Below are 17,777 nucleotides of genomic sequence, written 5' to 3'. Positions count from 1 at the left end.
GGACTGTGGAAATGAGCCGCAATACATATCCACGCTCAATTTGATTGCACTCAGTGCATCTTCTCGAATAAGCTCAGTCACATGCCTTCCACCCCGCAGCGAGACGCGTCGTCGCACGATGATGTCCGCCCCCACGACCGCAGGAGCTTGGTGCGCGCTCAGAATCGCGACGCGATCGCGTCCGCCGCGGCCGGTCTCGTGCTCCGGGTAGGACCGAGCCGCCTGACCGTGGATGAGCTCGCGGACAGGGCCGGGGTCTCCCGGAGGACCGTGTTCAACCACTTCTCCTCGATCGAGGAAGCGGCATTCGCCCGAGTCAACGACAATTTCGATCGGCTCGTGGAGGATTTCGCCCCGGATTCCGCGGGCACGCCGGAAACGATGAGCACCAGCGTGTCCCAGGCCCTGACGGAGTTCGTGCTGCGGGCGGATGTGCTCGAGGTCATCCGCGACAGCGTCGCCACCGCGGGCCGGATGGTCGACCGACAGGGGATGGACACCTGGGGACAGGCCTCGATCGAACGGATGATCCACCGCTTGGTCGCAATCGTCGAATCCCTCTATCCGCAGGCCCCCGCCATGCACATCCATATCCTGTGCCGGGTGCTCGTTCAGACCATCTGCGTCGCACTCCACGAGGCTCTGGGCGACGACGGCCGGGGTTCGAGCCTCGCGGAAGCGCGCGACAAAGTGCGCGAAGCCCTCGAATATTTGACCACCATTTCCTTCTCCTCCGCCCTGAAAGGGATTTGACCATGGCATCCTTGCTCTACAGCATCGGCCGCGCGTGCGCTCGCAAAGCATGGCTCGTACTCGTGGTGTGGCTGGTGGCTCTCGCGGCCGCCGGCGGCAGCTTCGCCGCCTTCAGCGGCCAGTTGAGCAACGCGTTCACCCTGCCCGGGTCGGAGACCGAACGGTTGCAGAACGTCCTCAAGGACAAGGTCCCCGAGGCGAGCCACGGCACGGGCCAGGTCGTGATCTCGACCGACGACGACAAGCCGTTAACCGGCAAGCAGAAGTCGCAGATCGCTGACGCCCTCTCGGGCGCGGAGAAGGTCGACGGCGTCGCTTCGACCACCAATCCGTTCCAGACCAAGAGCTCCATCGAGGAGTCGAAGTCCCAGCTCGACGACGCCGCCCGTCAGCTCGAAGGCGCTTGGGGACAATTGGGCAGCGGACAGCAACAGCTCGAGGACGGGCGACAGAAAGTCGACCAGGCCCAGAAGCAGCTCGACGAGACCAAGCAGAAGGCCGCCGCCTCCCCCGACGCGGACCAGGCAAAGGGCCAACTCGACGAGCAGCAGAAGCAGATCGACAAGCAACGCAGCGAGCTCGACGGCAAGCAGGACGAGTTCGAGAAGAACCGCGATCAGCTCAAGGAGCGCCAGCAGGAGTACGACCAGAAGCTCAAGCTCTTCGACCTGTCCAAGTCCGCGGCCCTCGTGTCGCAGGACGGGACCACGGCCGTCGCCTCGATCTCCTTCGACAAGAGCGAGCAGAACATCAGTCAGGACACCAAGGACTCGCTGGTCAAGACGATCGACGACGCCGGGATCGAGGGAGTCTCGATCGACTACAGCCAGTCCATCGCCCAGGACCTCGGTGCCCTGGCCGGCCCTGCCGAGATCATCGGCGTCGTCGTGGCGCTCGTGGTTCTGCTCATCATGCTGGGAACCATCGTTGCCGCCGGTTTGCCGATCCTGACGGCACTGATCGGCGTCGGGATCGGCGTGCTGATCACGATGTCGCTCTCGGCCGTGATCGACATCCAGCAGATCACCCCCATGCTGGGACTGATGCTGGGGCTCGCGGTGGGAATCGACTACTCGCTGTTCATCCTGAACCGACACAGAGTCAACCTGCGCGAGGGACACCGCCTCACCGATTCCATCGCCCTGGCCAATGGGACGAGCGGAAATGCCGTGGTCTTCGCGGGAACGACCGTCATCATCGCACTCTTGGCGCTGAACGTCGTCGGGATCCCGTTCCTCGGCATCATGGGGACGACCGCGGCGATGTGTGTCCTCATCGCGGTCCTCATCTCCGTGACACTGACCCCGGCCCTGCTCGGACTGATCGGCCTGCGCGTCCTGAACAAGAACGAGCGAGCCGCCTACCACGGGCACGCGGGCAAGCACCTGAAGACCAAGACGCTCCGGGAGGCCCACGGATGGTCCTCGGTGGTCACCCGCCATCCCGTTCTCGTGATCATCGGCGCGGTGGTCGCACTCGGAATCATCGCGATCCCCACGGCGTCGATGCGACTCGGCCTGCCCGATTCCTCGACGGAATCCGTGGATTCGACCGACTACAAGGCGTACAAGACCATCGAGGACAAATTCGGGGCGGGCGCGAACGGAACCATCCTGGCAGTGGCCGAGCTCCCCTCCGACACCGACGAATCCACGGCCAATGATCTCCAGCTGAAGATCGCGGAGAAGATCAAGCAGCAGGACGACGTCAAGAACGTGGTTCCGGGCCCGATCTCCAAGGACCATTCGGTCGAGGTCTTCCAGGTGACCCCCGAGGAGGGACCGGCCGCCGAGTCCACCGAGAACCTCGTCAACGACCTGCGGAACCTCTCGTCGGAGACGCAGAAGGACGACGACGTGACCCTCGGCGTCACGGGACAGACCGGGGGCAACATCGACATCTCCCAGATCCTGTCGCAAGCTCTGCCGGGATACATCGGCATCGTTCTCGGCCTGTCCTTCGTGATCATGGTGCTCGTCTTCAGGTCGATCCTGGTGCCCCTGATTGCGACGCTGGGCTTCTTGTTCTCGCTGCTGGCATCCTTCGGCGGCGTCGTCGCGATCTACCAGTGGGGCTGGCTCGGGCAGATCTTCCAGGTCCACGACGCAACCATCGTGCTCTCGTTCCTCCCGACCCTGGCCGTCGGGATCCTGTTCGGCTTGGCGATGGACTATCAGATGTTCCTGGTCTCCGGAATGCGCGAAGCGCACACCCACGGGGCCAATGCCCGAACCGCGGTCGTGATGGGCTACAACCAGTCGGCCCGCGTGGTCGTGGCGGCCGCGATCATCATGTTCAGCGTGTTCGGCGGATTCGTGTTCTCGGAGCTGACCATGATCCGGTCCATCGGTTTCGGACTCGCCTTCGGCGTACTGCTCGATGCTTTCGTGATCCGAATGAGCCTGATTCCGGCGGCCATGCACCTTCTCGGCGAATCTGCGTGGTGGTTGCCTCGGTGGCTCGACAAGATCCTGCCGAACGTCGACGTCGAAGGCGCCTCCCTGGAACGGCACAACGACGAAGAGACCCCAGACCGACAGTAGAAGGTGGTGAACCGCACACGGGAAGGGCGTTGCTCGCTCAAACAATTTGCAATTACTGTAAATACATGAGTACTTCGACCCTTCCCGACGGCGACCGCCGACACGCTCGGCGCGAGGCCACGCGCAAGGCCATCCTTGAGGCCGCCGAATCGATCGTCCTCGAAGACGGAGTCGAAGCCCTCAAATCGAAGGCACTCGCGGACCGAGCCGGGATCTCCGAGCGGTCCCTGTTCAACCACTTCCCCAACCTGAACGAGGTCGTGCTGTCACGCATCACGTCGTATCTCACGCGGCTGCTGAGTGAACCCGAGATTCCCGCCGGACTGCCGATCTCCGAGATCCCGGACGCCCTCGACCGCAAGTTCAGGGCCAGTTTCGATCGGCCTGAGGCGGATCACCTCTTCAACAGCTTCCTGGCCCTGAGCCTGCGGCTCGACACGGAAATGGTCGACCTGCTGGGACGCCACGTGGTTCTGACCCTCGCGGACGTCTCGAACCAGATCATGGAATCGACCACCAAGAATTATCCGGATCTCGACTTCGACCAGAACATCAGGGTCCGGATGTACATCTCCAACCTCACCAACGGAATCGCCTTCGGGTTGCTCCGGGGTATCCATCGGATGGGCGTCCTCGACAGCCCCACGTGCGGTTCTCCCGAGCACGACGGCGACCTCTCCCCGAAATCCTTCCAGGGAACCGAAGCACTCGAACTACTCAACCTGGAATTCCTGCGAGAAGACATCGATTGGGCCTTCGAGCAGGTGGCCATTGGCCGTCCTCGCATCTGACACCGAACCATCAACTACCGAGAGAAGTCATGGCACAACTCCTGTATCGCATCGGCGGTTTCGCCGCCCGCAAGGCATGGGTGATCATCAGTCTGTGGATTGTGGTCCTCCTGGCCCTGGGCGGTTCGTACGCCGCATTCAAGGGGGATCTGAGTTCCAGCGTCACGATCCCCGGCACCAAGTCGCAGCAGCTCCAGGACGAGCTGAGCGACAAATTCGACATGAACGCGAACGCCGGCACCGGACAGGCGGTCGTCAAAACCTCTGATGGGAAGGCCATCTCTTCCGACCAGAAGCAGGCCCTGGCCAGTGCCCTGCAGAAGGTCGACAAGGTCGACGGCGTCGAATCCACGACCAATCCCTTCGATCAGCAGAAGCAGGTCGAACAGGGCAAGGCCCAGCTCAAGCAGGCGCAGCCTCAGATCGAAGACGGTCAGAAGAAGCTGGAGGACGGCCAGAAACAGATCGACGACGCACGGTCCAAACTCGATTCCTCCAACGCGCCGGCCGATGCCTACCAGGAGATCGACGGCAAACAGAAGGAACTGGACACCCAGAAGCAGCAGTTCGAGCAGAAGAAGTCGGAGTACGACCAGAACAAGGAGAAGCTGGACATGTCCAGCAAGTACTCCTCGGTCTCCGACAACGGTTCGACCGCACTGGCGAGCATCAGCTTCAAGGACGAGATCAATTCGGTATCCCCCGACACCCTGTCGGAGGTGCGTTCTGACCTCGCCGACGCCGATCTCAAGGGTCTCGACGTCGAATTCGACCAGAACCTCGAGGGCCAGCCCGAGATGAAACCGACCGCCGAGATCATCGGCGTGATCGTGGCCTTCATCGTGCTGCTCGTCATGATGGGAACGTTCATCGCCGCGGGTCTGCCGATCCTCATGGCTTTGGTCGGCGTGGGAGCGGCCATGCTCGGAACGTTCTCGCTGTCCGGCGTCGTCGAAATGAATTCCACGACACCGGCTCTCGGGTCGATGCTGGGTCTCGCAGTCGGCATCGACTACTCGCTCTTCATCATCAACAGACACCGGAACAACCTCGTCCGCGGCATGAGCATGAAGGACTCGGTCGCTCTTGCCACCGGGACGAGCGGCAATGCCGTCGTCTTTGCGGGCGCGACCGTCATCATTGCCCTGCTGGCGCTCAACGTCGTCGGGATTCCGTTCCTGTCCGTGATGGGCAACGTCGCCGCGGGCTCGGTCTTCCTGGCCGTCCTGGTCGCGGTGACGTTGACACCCGCGATGCTCGGCCTGACCGGTCGGCGCATCATCACGAAGAAGCGGTGGAAGACGATTCAGCGCCGCGCCGAGCTGCGGGACAAGGCACAGACGGAGAATCTCGTCGAGGAGGGCGAGCTCCAGGACCGCGCCCACAAGGCCCACCTGGAGCACGAGTCGGCCCCGCACGGTTGGCTCAAGGTCGTGACCAAACGACCCCTGATCACCGCCATCGTCTCCGCGCTGGTCCTGATCGTCGTCGCACTGCCGATGACCCAAATGCGCCTGGGGCTGCCCGACGCGACGAGCTCGAGCCCCGACACCGGAGCGTACAAGAGCTTCAAGACGATCGAGGAGCAGTTCGGCGAGGGCCGCAACTCCACGATGATCGCGGCGGCGGACTTGCCCGATGGGACCACCGAGGATCAGGCGAAGCAGCTCCAGATCGATGTGGCCAAGGACCTGGAGAAGCAGAAGGACGTCGATACCGTGGTTCCTGCCGCGATCTCCAAGGACAACAGCATGCTGATGTACCAGATCGTTCCGGAGGAGGGGCCCAGCGCGTCCTCGACGAACGACCTGGTCAACGAATTGCGTGACCACACGGTCCACACCGACGACGGCGACGTGACCTTCGGCGTCGCAGGCCAGACAGCAATGAACATCGACATCTCGGAGAAGCTCCTCAAGGTGCTTCCGGTGTACCTGGCCATCGTTCTCGGCCTGTCGCTGCTCGTCCTGATCCTGGTGTTCCGCTCAGTCCTGGTGCCGCTCACCGCGACCCTGGGTTACCTCTTCTCGCTCCTGGCGGCCTTCGGCGCGACCGTCGCCGTATTCCAGTGGGGATGGCTCGGATTCCTCTTCGGGGTCACGGACCCCGGCCCGATCCTGAGCTTCCTGCCGATTCTGGCGGCCGGCGTGCTGTTCGGCCTCGCCATGGACTACCAGGTGTTCCTGGTGTCATCGATGCGCGAGGCGTACAGCCACGGACGTGGCGGCAAGAAGTCGGTGATCATCGGCTTCAATCACAGCGCGAAGGTCGTTCTGGCCGCGGCCCTGATCATGGCCGGCGTGTTCCTCGGGTTCGTGTTCAGCGGGGAGGCGATGATCGCGTCCATCGGATTCGTTCTGGCCGCCGGCGTCCTGTTCGACGCGTTCGTGGTCCGCATGACGCTGATCCCGGCGCTCATGTACCTCCTGGGGTCCAAGGCGTGGTGGTTGCCGCGTTGGGCCGACAAGATCCTCCCGAACGTGGACGTCGAAGGGGCCTCCTTGGAGCGCAAGGAGTAGCCTCTCCGCTCCCGGGCCCCGGGCCCGGTGCCCCGGGCCGGGCATAGGCCGGGAGCGCCAGGAGACGACGAGCCGGCCGCCCCACCAGGGGCGGCCGGCTTTTCGTGTGCGGGCCCGTCGCGGCGCGAGGTGGCAGCGGCGTGCGCCCCTCCGGCGCGAGGTGGCAGTGGCGTGCGCATTTGACCGCAAAAACTGCACAAGACTGCCACTTCGCCACGTGGCGGGGGCCTCAGGTGCACGGAATTGCCGCCTCGAGGGGAGTCGCAGGGTGCGAACGACGTCGTTCGCGGTCCCGGGGTGCCGCGCTGTGGGCTTTACCGGATTGCGGGGCGGTTACCGACGATTATCGACGACGTCGGCGAGCGATCGCGGTCAGATCAGGAGGCGGTTACTCGATCGGGAGGCGGTTGTCCTCCTGATGTGGCGCTTTAGCCCCCTCCTGACGGAGGTCCGCACCACCGAAACAGGCAACCGCCACCCAACGCCGGAGATGTAACGCCGTTCAGAACCGGGACCCACCACCCAACGCGGGGGGGTGAGGGCGGGAGATGAAGCGCCCCTCAACACCTGAACCCGCCACCCAACGCGGCCGCGGCCCGTACCCCTCCGGGCCTAATGGCTGCCCGGGTGGGAATCGCGGGCGACGATGTTCTTCCACTCGGCCCGTTCCTCGGCCAGCCCTTCTCGCGTACCACGGACCTCGATCACGCTGATCCCCCGAATCGGGGTGGCCAGGGCCGCGCGCAGCGCGTCCTCGTCGTCGGCCTGCATGTAGCGATGGCCGTGGGCCGTGACCAGACGTTCGACGTCGGCGTCGTGCGGGGTGCCGAAGAACCGTTCGACGGCACCGGCCCACCCGTCTGCCTTGGCGATGTTGCCGTGTTCGAGCGTCGAGAAGATGCCACCGCCGGAGTCGTTGAAAACGATGATCTGCAGGTCCGGGACCGTCTCGCCCGGTCCGAAGAGCAAGGAGCCGGCGTCGTGCAACAGGGTGAGGTCGCCCAGCAGGAGACGCAGGGGCTCCCGACGCGCGAGAGCGATCCCCGAAGCGGTTGCCACGGTCCCGTCGATGCCGGCCAGCCCACGGTTGGACCACACCATCGGGTCGTAAGCGGTCTGCGGGTCGATCGGCACGAGGTCTAGATCGCGAATCAGGTTGGAGGATCCGCAGACGAGCGCGAGGCCGTCGTCGGCCATGGCCTCTCGAACTGCTCGGGCAACCAGAGGACCGTTGAGACGGCCGTTACGATCCCGCGCCGCGGTCAGCGCCCGCTGCAGGTCGCTGTCCGCGCGCGCGTCCTCGGCATGCCACCGTTCGAGCCACGAGCTCGGAGGGCGCCCGGCGAACCGCCGCGCCTCGACGAGCGTTTCCACGGGGGTCTCGGGTCGCCGGTCCGGGAGGGCCCACGCCACGGGACGGGGCAGGTAAATCACTGATTCGACGTCGTCCCGATGGAGCAGGTGGTCCACGGAGCGGGAGAGCGTCGGGCGGCCGAACAGGACGACGCGTTCAATCTGGTCCCCCATCTCCCCCTCGAGAAGCAACTGATATGCACCCACCGCATTGGGTCCGCTTCTGGCACCCGACGAGGGCTCGGCCAAAAGGGGCAGATCGGCTGCCTCCGCGAACATGCGGGCCAGAGGACCGGCCCCGTCCCCGGCGACGACGACGGTCCTGACCGCCTCGGCGCCAGGCGCCACCGACGCCGCGGCCGAGCCCGCTACAGCGGCAGCCGCCGTCTCCTCATGCTCCGAATCGTCCAGGGCCTCGGTCACCGTGCGATCCGCCCTACGGGGCGCGACCGGCGCACTCAGATCCGTCACGGAGTCGGCCCAGGCACGCAGTGTGTCGCGCATTCGCGGTTCGGGAGTCAGGGGCACGTCGAAAGCGACGTTGATCTGCACTGGCCCCAGCGGGCGATTCGACGGCCGATCCCAAGCGGCAGGATCCCGGCCCGTCAGCGCCGCGAGACACTCGGTGAAAGCCACCGTCTGGTCCCCCGGCTCCGGTTCGGGATAGGACACAAGATCCGCGGACGCCCGCACGTGGACCCCGTAGAGCCCCTGCTGCCAGGTGGTCTGGTTGGCTCCCGTTCCCCGGAGGCGTGGGGGCCGGTCCGCGGAAAGGATCGCGAGGGGAACTTCGGAGTGATTGGCTTCCATGACCGCCGGCATCAGCTCACCGACGGCCGTGCCCGACGTCGTGACCACTCCGACCGGTCGCCCCGATGCCTTGGCCATGCCCAGGGCCGTGAATCCGGCGGTCCGTTCGTCGATGCGGACATGGACTTCGACGACGCCGGCCTCCGAAGCCGCCGCGAGCGCGTAGGCCAATGGGGCCGAACGGGACCCGGGGGCCAGGACCACCTCGCGCATTCCGGATCGGATGAGGGAATCCAGCACGGATACCGCGGTGAGGAACGCGTCGAGCTGGGAGTCTGAAGAAGTCACCCTGACCATTTTACGCCGCGGCGGCAATCCGAGTTTTCCCCTCTCGACGACCGTCCCAGTCGTCCCGCCACGTCGCACCTGGATTTTTTATTGAGAATGATTATCATTATTAACCTATGACCCATTCATCTCTGCGCACGAACCACCGCTGTCGCGTGCTGCTGGCCTGCGGACTGGGCGCGTTCCTCGTGCTCTCCCTGCTGCTGGCCATTTCCTGGGGTGCGGCGTCGATCCCTCTCGGCCGGACCGCAACCTACCTCTGGTCGGCAGTCACGGGAGGAGCTATCAGCTCTTCCGACGTGACCGAATACACCGTCGTCGCGGAGATCAGGACCCCGAGGGCGGTCATGGCTGCCGTGGTCGGGGCCGGACTCAGCGCCCTGGGGATCGCCGCCCAAGCCATGGTCAGGAATCCACTCGCCGATCCGTTCATCCTCGGCATCTCCTCGGGCGCCTCGGTGGGTGCAAGCGCCGTCGTATCCTGGGGGATCCTGTCTTCCTTCGGCGTGTACGCGTTGTCGGCGGCCGCATTCGTCGGGGCCCTCATCGCCTCGGTGCTGGTATACGCCCTGTCGCGCTCCTCGGGCGGAATCGCCCCGGTACGGCTGATCCTGACAGGCGTGGTCCTCTCCTTCGGATTCCAGGCGCTCATGTCCGCGATCGTTTTCTTCGATGCGAAGGGCGACGCCGCCCGGACCGTGATGTTCTGGATGCTCGGTTCCCTGGGCGGAGCGTCATGGGCACAACTTCCATTGGCGGGGGCGGTCACGCTCGGCGTCATCGCGTACCTGTGGTATCGAGCTCCTGACCTGGACGTCCTCTCGATGGGTGACGGGTCCTCGGCGAGCCTCGGCGTCGATCCCGAGGCCTTGAGACGCCGCCTCTTCCTGCTCACCGTGATCGGAACGGCCACGCTCGTCTCGGTCGCGGGCACCATCGGATTCGTTGGCCTGGTGATCCCCCACCTGACGCGCATCGTTCTCGGCCCCGCGCACAGGCCTGCCACGGTTCTGGCCCCACTGTTCGGCGCCGTGTTCATGGTCTGGGTCGATCTGCTGAGTCGGTTCGCGGTCCCGCCCAGGGAACTTCCCCTCGGCGTGATGACCGCGCTGATCGGCGTTCCCGTCTTCGTGCTGCTCATTCGACGGCGGGGATATGTCTTCGGAGGTGCGCGATGAAGGTGAACGACGCACTCGTCCTGGACGAGGTCTCGATCCCGGTGGCCGGCCGCGACGTCGTCAGGGAAGTCTCCCTCACGATCAGCCCCGGCGACGTCGTGGGTCTGGTCGGCCCCAATGGCTGCGGCAAATCAACGATGCTCAAGGCTCTGTACCGTGCGCTCCGGCCGAGCAGCGGCGCCGTTCTGATCGACGGTTCCCGCATGGACCGGCTGTCCTTCCGGGAGTCGGCGTCGCTCCTCGCAGCGCTGCCCCAGGAGGAACGGGGAGACCTCGATTTCACGGTGGCCGAGGTCGTCGCGCTCGGGGCCGCGGCTCACCCGACGCCGGCTTGCCGGACGGAGCAGGTCGTTGCCACGGCCATGGCCCGGACCGGGGTCCAGTGCCTGGCCGACCGGAGTTTTCTGGGACTCTCGGGCGGCGAACGCCAGCGGACCCTCCTTGCCCGGGCACTGGCGCAACGGACCCCTTACCTTCTGCTCGACGAACCCACCAACCACCTTGATCTGAGGTACCAGGTCGAGCTCGTCGGACTCCTGCGGAAACTGGCCCACCAGACGACGGCCCCAGGAGGACCGAACCCGAGTGACGACGAATCCCCTACCGGCACGTCGACGCGTCCACCAGGCATCATCATGGCCCTGCACGACCTGAACCTCGCCGCGAGCGCGTGCAACCGGGTCGTTGTCATGGACCGAGGCCGCATCGTCGCCGACGGCCCACCCACCGCGCGCCTCGACGCAGACCTGATCGAAAAGGTCTATGCGGTCCGCCCCCTCGTGACGACCCGCCCGGACAACGGCGCCCCGCACTTCCTGTTCCCGTGGTGAATCGACCCGACGAACGACGACGCCCCCGCCCGCTCCGGGCATGTCCCGTCCACCTCACCCCCCAATGAAGGAGATCCATGGTCCCCCATTCCAGACCCGCACACGTCACCGACAGGGCCCGACGTCGCCGAGCCATGTGGTGCTCGGCCGGAATCGTGAGTGCGCTGCTCCTGTCCGGATGCGGCGCCTCCGTCGAGGAAGACGGCTCGGGCGCCCCCAAGAAGTCCGTGACCAATTGCGGTCAGACGACGTCCTATCCGTCCCCGGGCAAGGCGGTGGCCTACGACGTCTCCGCGATCGAGAAGATGTTCTCCCTGGGCCTGGCCGATCGGATGCGCGGGATCGTGTTGCCCAAAACCGTCAGCAGCGTGATCGACAAATCCCCGTACCGGGATGACTACCAGAAGGTCGAGACGATTTCGGACTCCGTGCTCAGCCAGGAGTCCCTGGTCAGCGCCTCGGCCGACTGGGTCTTCGCCGGCTGGCAGGCGGGCTTCAGCGAAGAACGAGGGGTCACGCCTGATTCCCTGGCCAAGGTCGGCATCAACGCATACATGCAGAACGAGACCTGCTACAACTACAAATCCGACACCTCCGACCCGGAGCCCATCGATGCGACGATCCAGGATCTGAAAGACCTCGGCACCATCTTCGACGTCCAGGACCGGGCCGACGCTCTGGTCTCCGATCTGGAGCAGCGCAGGAAGAAACTCGCTGAGGACCCACGCCCGGAGGACCAGAGCCGTGTGTTCGTGTACGACTCCGGGACCAGTGAGCCGTACACGGCGGGGAAGAGGACGGCCACGAATTCGGTGGTCGAGCTGGCCGGCGCACGGTCGGTGACCTCGGATGTCGATGCGCGGTGGGACACCGTCGGCTGGGAGTCGGTGGTCACCGCCGATCCCCAGGCCATCGTCGTCGTGGACTACAACAAGCAGCCGGTCGAGGACAAAATCGACTACCTCAAGAACGAGTCGCCCATCAAGGACTCCCCCGCGGTCCGAGAGGACAACATCTACGTCATGGACTATGGCGAAGCGGTGGCCGGTCCCCGCAACATCGAGGCCGCCGAAAAGCTCTCCGAGTACCTCAGGGAGAGGGGGCTGCGGTGAACCCGGTCATGGACCAGGACATTGATTCGGTGGACGACCTCCGCCACCACGTGCTGCTTCACGAGCGCTCCGCTTCGGAGCCCCTGATCGCCCGCAGCGTCTTCTACGTCCAGCACGGAACGAGGCTTGCCGCAGGAGACCAGCTCTATCGGAACCAGTACGTCCTTGTCAGAGTCGAAAACGCTTTCGGCGCCTGCGCCGTCGAGGCCGGAGAACTGGGACCGGACGTCTCCGACCTGTCCGGTCGCCCGGTCGGTGACCTGTTGCAGGATTCCCGGTCTCCGATCCGGTTGGCGGCCCTGGACGGATGGCTGGCGGCGCGCCGCCCTCACCGGGACGATGACCGGGCACAGTCAGTCCGCCTTCCTCCCGGGACTCCCGACCAGCGTGCCGAAGCGCGCGACGACGCCGTGGCGCGTCTCCTGGACATCGGTTCCGGAGACCGGGTGGCCCTCATCGGGGTGGTCAATCCGCTGGTCGCGGCGATCCGGGAACGCGGAGGAGAGCCCCTGCCGTGTGACTTCGGTATGCAGTTCACGCAGTGGGGAGATCCCGTCACGAACGATATGGACGAGGTTCTCGACGAAGCGGATGCGGTCATCGCGACCGGCATGACACTCGGAAACGGAAGCTTCGACCGAATACGACATCGCTGTATCGACCGCTCCCTGCCTCTCGCGCTGTACGCCCAATCGGGGTCGGCCGTCGCTCGTGAGTTCCTGGGACGCGGGGTGTCTGCCCTGAGCGCCGAGCACTTCCCTTTTTCCCAGTTCAGCGCGGACGAGACCCTTCTGCACATCTACCGAGTGCCATGACCGGTCGGACACGAACCCCCAAGCAAGGACGACCCATGAACCAAGCATCGACAACGGATGCCTCTCTGAACGACGCGGCCATCGCGACCAGGATCTGGCCCCTCCTCGGGGCTTGCGCCCTCGGCCTGGTGCCATTCACGATCTACTCCAATTTCCTGGTCGATATCACGAGGAACAGTGGCCACGACGCCACGCTGATGGGCAGCCTTCGGGGCGTCGGTGGCGTTGCTGCGCTCCTGGTCGGGTTGACCTGTGCCCCCTTGCTGGACCGTGTGCCCCGCCGGTCAGCGGTGATCTGGTCGTTGCTGCTCCTGGCCGCCGCGTGCGTCGTCGGGCTGGTCGGGCCCGTCTGGGCATGGGCCCTGTTCTGCCTCCTCGTCGGGGCGGCAACCTCGGTGCTCAACCCGGCCGCTTCGGCCATGGCCGCGGACAGGTTCGACGACGAGTCGACGTCGGGCCGGGCAGCCACCCAAGTCTCGGCGGTAATGACCCTGACGGCTGTTCTCTCCGCCCCACTCCTGGCCGGACCCGCAGTCTGGTGGGGGTGGCGGGGTGATCTGATCGCGACGGCCGTCCTCTGCTCCGCTCTCGCCATGGCCTTGTTCCTGGCTCGGCCGGCCTCGGCTGAGCATTCGACGGCCGACCGCAATGGTCCCGGCACCGGATACCTGCGATCGTTCCGGATCGCCTCGACCCTGGCCTCGGTCCCGATGCTTCTCGCGGCCTCGGCCCTGCGCACCGCCGCATTCATGGGCCAACTCGCGTACCTCGCGGTCCTCTATGACGAGCGCTTCCACCTGGGCGCAGGAGTGTTTTCACTGGTGTGGACCCTGTCGGGGCTCTCCTTCTTCCTGGGCAACTGGTTCGGCGGCTTCGCGATCCGCCGGGCGGACAATCCGGTGGTCACAGCGATCGCGGGGGCCGTCGCCGCGATGGTGGGTGCCGTCGCGGTCCTCGTTCTGTTCCTCACCGACCATCTGCCCGCGGCACTCCTCGCGACCGCCGCCCTGGGTGTCTCGCACGCCGTCCTGGCGGCCGCGATGACGACCTTGTTGGTCAGGCAGTCGGGCGGCCATCGGGGAACGGTTCTCGGACTCAACGGCGCCGGACAGAGCCTCGGCGTATGCCTTGGCGCGTCCGTCGCGGGTCTCGGCGCCATGGCGTGGGGATGGCATGGGGCCGGATTCGTCCTGGCCGGCCTCACGGCCGGCGCCTGTTTTGCGTCCCTGGCGGCGGCACGTCGGCTGAATGTCGAATATCGGAGGGAACGATCATGATCGGCCCCGGATCGGATCGCCCAACCGTCGGAGGAATGCGTGGGGCTCGCGCAACCGTCCTCCGATCGGGTCCAGGCGTCGGCTCGGGCGAGTTTCAACCGGGGCGAGGCTTCTGCAGGGGCCACCACGGTGAACTCCTCCAGGGAGTCGCCTGGAGCCCACGCCGGTCCGAGGTCGTACCCGCCCTCGTGACGATTCCCTTGCCGCGGCATGGAGCCTCCGCCGTATTCCGACCCCATCGCACGCACCGCGGAGTACACGCGGACGGTACCCGCGGCAAATCCGTGAGGGCCGCGGAGATCGTGCTTCGAACCTGCGACGACCTTGGTCTTCCTCGGCCGCCGGGCGGCACCCTGCAGCTGCGCAGCGACCTTCCGCGAGGTTGTGGGATGGGCTCCTCGACCGCCGACGTCGTCGCGACCATTCGAGCGGTCTGCGACTGTTGCGGACTGCCCCTGGACGACCTGCACGTCAGCGCGATCGCGGTCCAGGCGGAGACGGCCTCGGACCCGTTGGCCTTCGACACCACGCCCGTTCTCTTCGCCCAGCGCCACGCGGAGGTGCTGCGCCGGTGGGACCGTCCCCTGCCGCCCGTTCGGCTGGTGGGGTGCCGACTGCCAGGTCAGCCCGTGGACACGCTGGGGGTGAGTCCGCCCGCCTATACGTCCGACGAGCATGCCGAATTCGCTCGTTTGACGAGCGCAATGGAGACGGCCGTGCGCACGGGCAATACGAGGATTCTGGGCGGAGTCGCGACCGACTCCGCGTTGATCAATCAGCGGTACCTGCCCAAACCCGACCTTCCCCGTGTGCTCGAGATCTGCGAACGCACCGGCGGGGTGGGGGTTCAGGTCGCGCACAGCGGAACCGTCTGCTCGGTCATGTACGACCCGGCCGATGCGGCGGTTGACCAGCGAATCCTCCGGGCTCGGCGGGCGTTGGACGCCGCCGGTTTCGACTCGACCGCGCACTTTCTTGGGGAGGACCCTTGAGCAACGAAATCACCGCCTCCGATCTTCCGCAGGCCATAGCTCCGCACGCCGGCGTGGCACTGGGGGCCCCGGATGTCATCGAGCTGTCCCCCGATCTCTTCGCCCTCCGGTTCGAGGTCATGAAAGCACGGTCCGCCCGGGGTGCACTGCTCGAGCTCATGCGTCGCGGCACCATCCGGCGAGGCGGCACGGTCATCGATTCGTCGAGCGGGATCTACGCCTGCGCTTTGGCCATGGCCTGTCACGAATTGGGGCTCCGCTGCTGCATCATCGGCTCGACGACGATCGACCAGACCCTCCGCGTGCAATTGGACCTGCTGGGCGTCGAACTCGAACAGATGCCGCCCAGCACCTCCCTCCGGGCCGATCAGGACCGACGCGTCGCGCGGGTTCGCGAGCTGATCGAGGCGCATCCGGACTGGCACTGGATGCGTCAGTACCACGACGCCGTCCACTACGCGGGCTATCAGCCCATTGCGACTCGGTGCGGCGACCTGTTGCGGGGCCGTGGGTACCGTTCCGTGGACCTCGTGGCTCCAGTGGGATCCGGGGTTTCCAGCGGGGCGCTCGGTCTCGGGCTGGCTGCCTCGGGGCTGACGGTGCGTCTCGTGGGGGTCCAGCCCTTCGGGTCGGTGACCTTCGGCTCGGAGGACGTGGAGGACCCGGACATGCTGATCGCGGGCATTGGCAGCTCGATTCCCTTCGACAACGTCCGGCACGAGCTCTACGACTCCGTCCACTGGGTCTCATACGAGGTAGGACGCGCGGGCACCCTCGCTCTGTGCAGGAGGCATGCGCTCTTTGCCGGGCTCAGCTCCGGGGCGGCCTACGCGGTGGCCGACTACCTGGGCCGAGATCGAGCTTCCTCAGCACACTGCACCCTCATGACGTGCCCGGACACGGGTCATCGGTACCTCGAAGACGTCTACGAGGACGCCGATGACGTGCCGGACGTGTCCGTCTTCGAACCCCAGGTGCTGGGCTCCCCGCGCGAATCACCGCGGTTGCCCTGGTCTGCCGTTCACTGGGGAGGGTCGGTCACTCGCGAGGCAGAACCATTCCCATCGAGTGGGGCATCGCGTCCCTGAAGCCCACGCTGCGATACAGGGGACGGCCGGGTTCGTCGGCCATCAGCGTGATGTAGGGGTCGTCCGGGGCGTGCTCCCGGATCCTGTCGATCAGGGAGGTGATGACGGCCCGCCCGATACCTCTCCCCTGGTGGGCGGGGAGGGTCGCCATGTCGGCGATGTGGAAGTACCAGCCGCCGTCGCCGAGGACCCGCCCCATGCCCACCACCTCACCGGTGGAGCGGTGTTCGACGTGCGCCCAGGCCCAGGACCCGGTCAGCGCCGGTGCCGCCTGTGCTTCCGTCTTCGGTGAGAGTCCGGCTTCGGCCCGTAGCCGCACGTAGTCCGCGACCGGCGGTGCCACCATGATCAACCGGTAGTCCTGGTGCATGCGTTGCTCCTCACTCGTGGCCCGCGTCGCCCGATCGCTCGCCACGGGCCAGTAGCCGCTGATAACTGTCGCTCAATCTTTTCATCCACCAGTCACGGCGCCCACCGTCCGCCCGGAACTCGTCGAGTCGCCCCGGGTCGGGACTGACCCGGCGCACCGGAAGGCAGCCGTCCTCGGGGATCAACGGATCGGCGGTCAGGTCCCCCGCCAGGAGCGAGGCGGTACCCAACCCGCAACCGTGCTCCAGCCGCGGCAGGGCCGCCGCCAGCGCGAGGCCGCTGTACATTCCCACGGACGTCTCCAACGCCGAGCTGACGACGGCCGGGAGCCCCGCGTTCTCGATGATGTCCAGGGCGTTCCGCGGTCCGCCCAGGGGCGCAGCCTTGACCACGATCAGGTCCGCGGCCCCGAGGCGAGCGACTCTCAACGGGTCGGATTCCTTGCGCACGGACTCATCGGCCGCGACAGGCACTCGCAGCCCTTCCTTGTCGGCCGCCTCGCGCAGACGAGCCAGCCCTTCGATATCGGCAACCGGCTGTTCCACGTAGGCGGGTTCGAATTCGGCCAGAGCGCGGAGCGCCTCGAGGGCTTCCCGATGGTCCCAGCCTCCGTTCGCATCCATCTTCAGCACGGCATCGGGTGCGGCCCTCCGGACCGCACGCACGCGGGCGACGTCGTCGGCGAGGCTCTGCCCCTTCTCGGCGACCTTGATCTTGACCTCACGCACCGACCCGCGGGAGCGCCCCAGAACCTCCGGGACCCTCTCGGGGCCCACGGCGGGCATGGTCGCGTTGACCGGAATACGGTCGCGACGAGCTTCCGGGGCAGGTTCCCACGCGGTCTCGATCGCGCAGGCCAACCACCGGGCCGATTCGTCGGGACCGTACTCGAGGAACGGGCAGAATTCTCCCCACCCCTGGGGGCCTCGGACCAAGAGCGCTTCCCGGTGCTCGACCCCTCGGAACCGCACATTGAGCGGCACGGAGACCACGACCGCGGTGTCTTCAAGCTGTTCCAGGAGGGGCAGTTCTCGCAAGCTCATGGATCCACTGTGCACC

At 66.1% G+C, this 17,777-nt stretch carries 14 protein-coding genes; 11 read left to right on the top strand and 3 right to left on the bottom strand.

The features are described 5' to 3' along the window. Positions 1–81: 81 nt before the first annotated feature. The 4 genes from EWU68_RS04580 (at position 82) to EWU68_RS04565 (ending at position 6,606) form a co-directional block, all read left to right on the top strand. A complete protein-coding gene (locus EWU68_RS04580) occupies positions 82–753 on the top strand; it encodes a TetR/AcrR family transcriptional regulator (RefSeq protein ID WP_129314777.1) in 672 nt (223 codons plus the stop codon). A gap of 2 nt (positions 754–755) precedes the next feature. Next, positions 756–3,296 carry an MMPL family transporter gene (locus EWU68_RS04575; protein ID WP_129314775.1) on the top strand — a complete coding sequence of 847 codons (2,541 nt, stop codon included), beginning with the start codon at positions 756–758 and terminating at the stop codon, positions 3,294–3,296. Positions 3,297–3,361: 65 nt separating this feature from the next. Beyond that, entirely contained in the window at positions 3,362–4,087 is a 726-nt protein-coding gene (locus tag EWU68_RS04570) for a TetR/AcrR family transcriptional regulator (RefSeq protein WP_129314773.1), read from the top strand. Positions 4,088–4,116: 29 nt separating this feature from the next. Further along, positions 4,117–6,606, top strand: coding sequence for an MMPL family transporter (locus EWU68_RS04565; protein ID WP_129314771.1), 2,490 nt, complete (start codon positions 4,117–4,119; stop codon positions 6,604–6,606). A 612-nt stretch (positions 6,607–7,218) separates the two neighbouring features. Here EWU68_RS04565 and menD read toward each other — a convergent pair. Further along, positions 7,219–9,066 carry a 2-succinyl-5-enolpyruvyl-6-hydroxy-3-cyclohexene-1-carboxylic-acid synthase gene (gene menD / locus EWU68_RS04560; protein ID WP_129314768.1) on the bottom strand — a complete coding sequence of 616 codons (1,848 nt, stop codon included), beginning with the start codon at positions 9,064–9,066 and terminating at the stop codon, positions 7,219–7,221. Positions 9,067–9,173: 107 nt separating this feature from the next. Here menD and EWU68_RS04555 point away from each other — a divergent pair, with 107 nt between their 5' ends. The 7 genes from EWU68_RS04555 (at position 9,174) to EWU68_RS04525 (ending at position 16,349) form a co-directional block, all read left to right on the top strand. Then, positions 9,174–10,235 (top strand): FecCD family ABC transporter permease, encoded by a 1,062-nt coding sequence (locus EWU68_RS04555; RefSeq protein WP_129314766.1) that lies wholly within the window; start codon positions 9,174–9,176, stop codon positions 10,233–10,235. Further along, on the top strand, positions 10,232–11,065 hold the full coding sequence (locus EWU68_RS04550; protein WP_129314764.1) for an ABC transporter ATP-binding protein: 834 nt from the start codon (positions 10,232–10,234) through the stop codon (positions 11,063–11,065). Before EWU68_RS04555 ends, EWU68_RS04550 begins: the two co-directional genes overlap by 4 nt. A 77-nt stretch (positions 11,066–11,142) precedes the next feature. Beyond that, entirely contained in the window at positions 11,143–12,177 is a 1,035-nt protein-coding gene (locus EWU68_RS04545) for an ABC transporter substrate-binding protein (protein ID WP_129314762.1), read from the top strand. Further along, positions 12,174–12,992 (top strand): Rossmann-like domain-containing protein, encoded by an 819-nt coding sequence (locus tag EWU68_RS04540; RefSeq protein WP_238692318.1) that lies wholly within the window; start codon positions 12,174–12,176, stop codon positions 12,990–12,992. The genes EWU68_RS04545 and EWU68_RS04540 overlap by 4 nt, the downstream gene beginning before the upstream one ends. 35 nt (positions 12,993–13,027) lie before the next feature. Next, the gene (locus tag EWU68_RS04535) at positions 13,028–14,269 is read left to right on the top strand and encodes an MFS transporter (RefSeq protein WP_162421315.1); all 1,242 of its coding nucleotides are present in this window, start codon (positions 13,028–13,030) and stop codon (positions 14,267–14,269) included. After that, entirely contained in the window at positions 14,161–15,261 is a 1,101-nt protein-coding gene (locus EWU68_RS13400; protein ID WP_338049672.1) for a GHMP family kinase ATP-binding protein, read from the top strand. Before EWU68_RS04535 ends, EWU68_RS13400 begins: the two co-directional genes overlap by 109 nt. After that, positions 15,258–16,349, top strand: a complete 1,092-nt coding sequence (locus EWU68_RS04525) for a pyridoxal-phosphate dependent enzyme (RefSeq protein WP_238692317.1) — start codon at positions 15,258–15,260, stop codon at positions 16,347–16,349. Before EWU68_RS13400 ends, EWU68_RS04525 begins: the two co-directional genes overlap by 4 nt. Here EWU68_RS04525 and EWU68_RS04520 read toward each other — a convergent pair. After that, a complete protein-coding gene (locus EWU68_RS04520) occupies positions 16,300–16,719 on the bottom strand; it encodes a GNAT family N-acetyltransferase (RefSeq protein WP_129314755.1) in 420 nt (139 codons plus the stop codon). The two genes, EWU68_RS04525 and EWU68_RS04520, sit on opposite strands and share 50 nt — an antisense overlap. Positions 16,720–16,729: 10 nt before the next feature. Beyond that, a complete protein-coding gene (locus tag EWU68_RS04515; protein WP_193554032.1) occupies positions 16,730–17,761 on the bottom strand; it encodes an o-succinylbenzoate synthase in 1,032 nt (343 codons plus the stop codon). Between the last annotated feature and the right edge of the window lie 16 nt (positions 17,762–17,777).

Origin of the sequence: Rothia koreensis, assembly GCF_004136575.1 — a bacterium.
Lineage (GTDB): Bacteria > Actinomycetota > Actinomycetes > Actinomycetales > Micrococcaceae > Rothia > Rothia koreensis.
The sequence above is the reverse complement of the archived record's forward strand: the minus strand, read 5'-3'. Positions and strand labels throughout refer to the sequence as shown.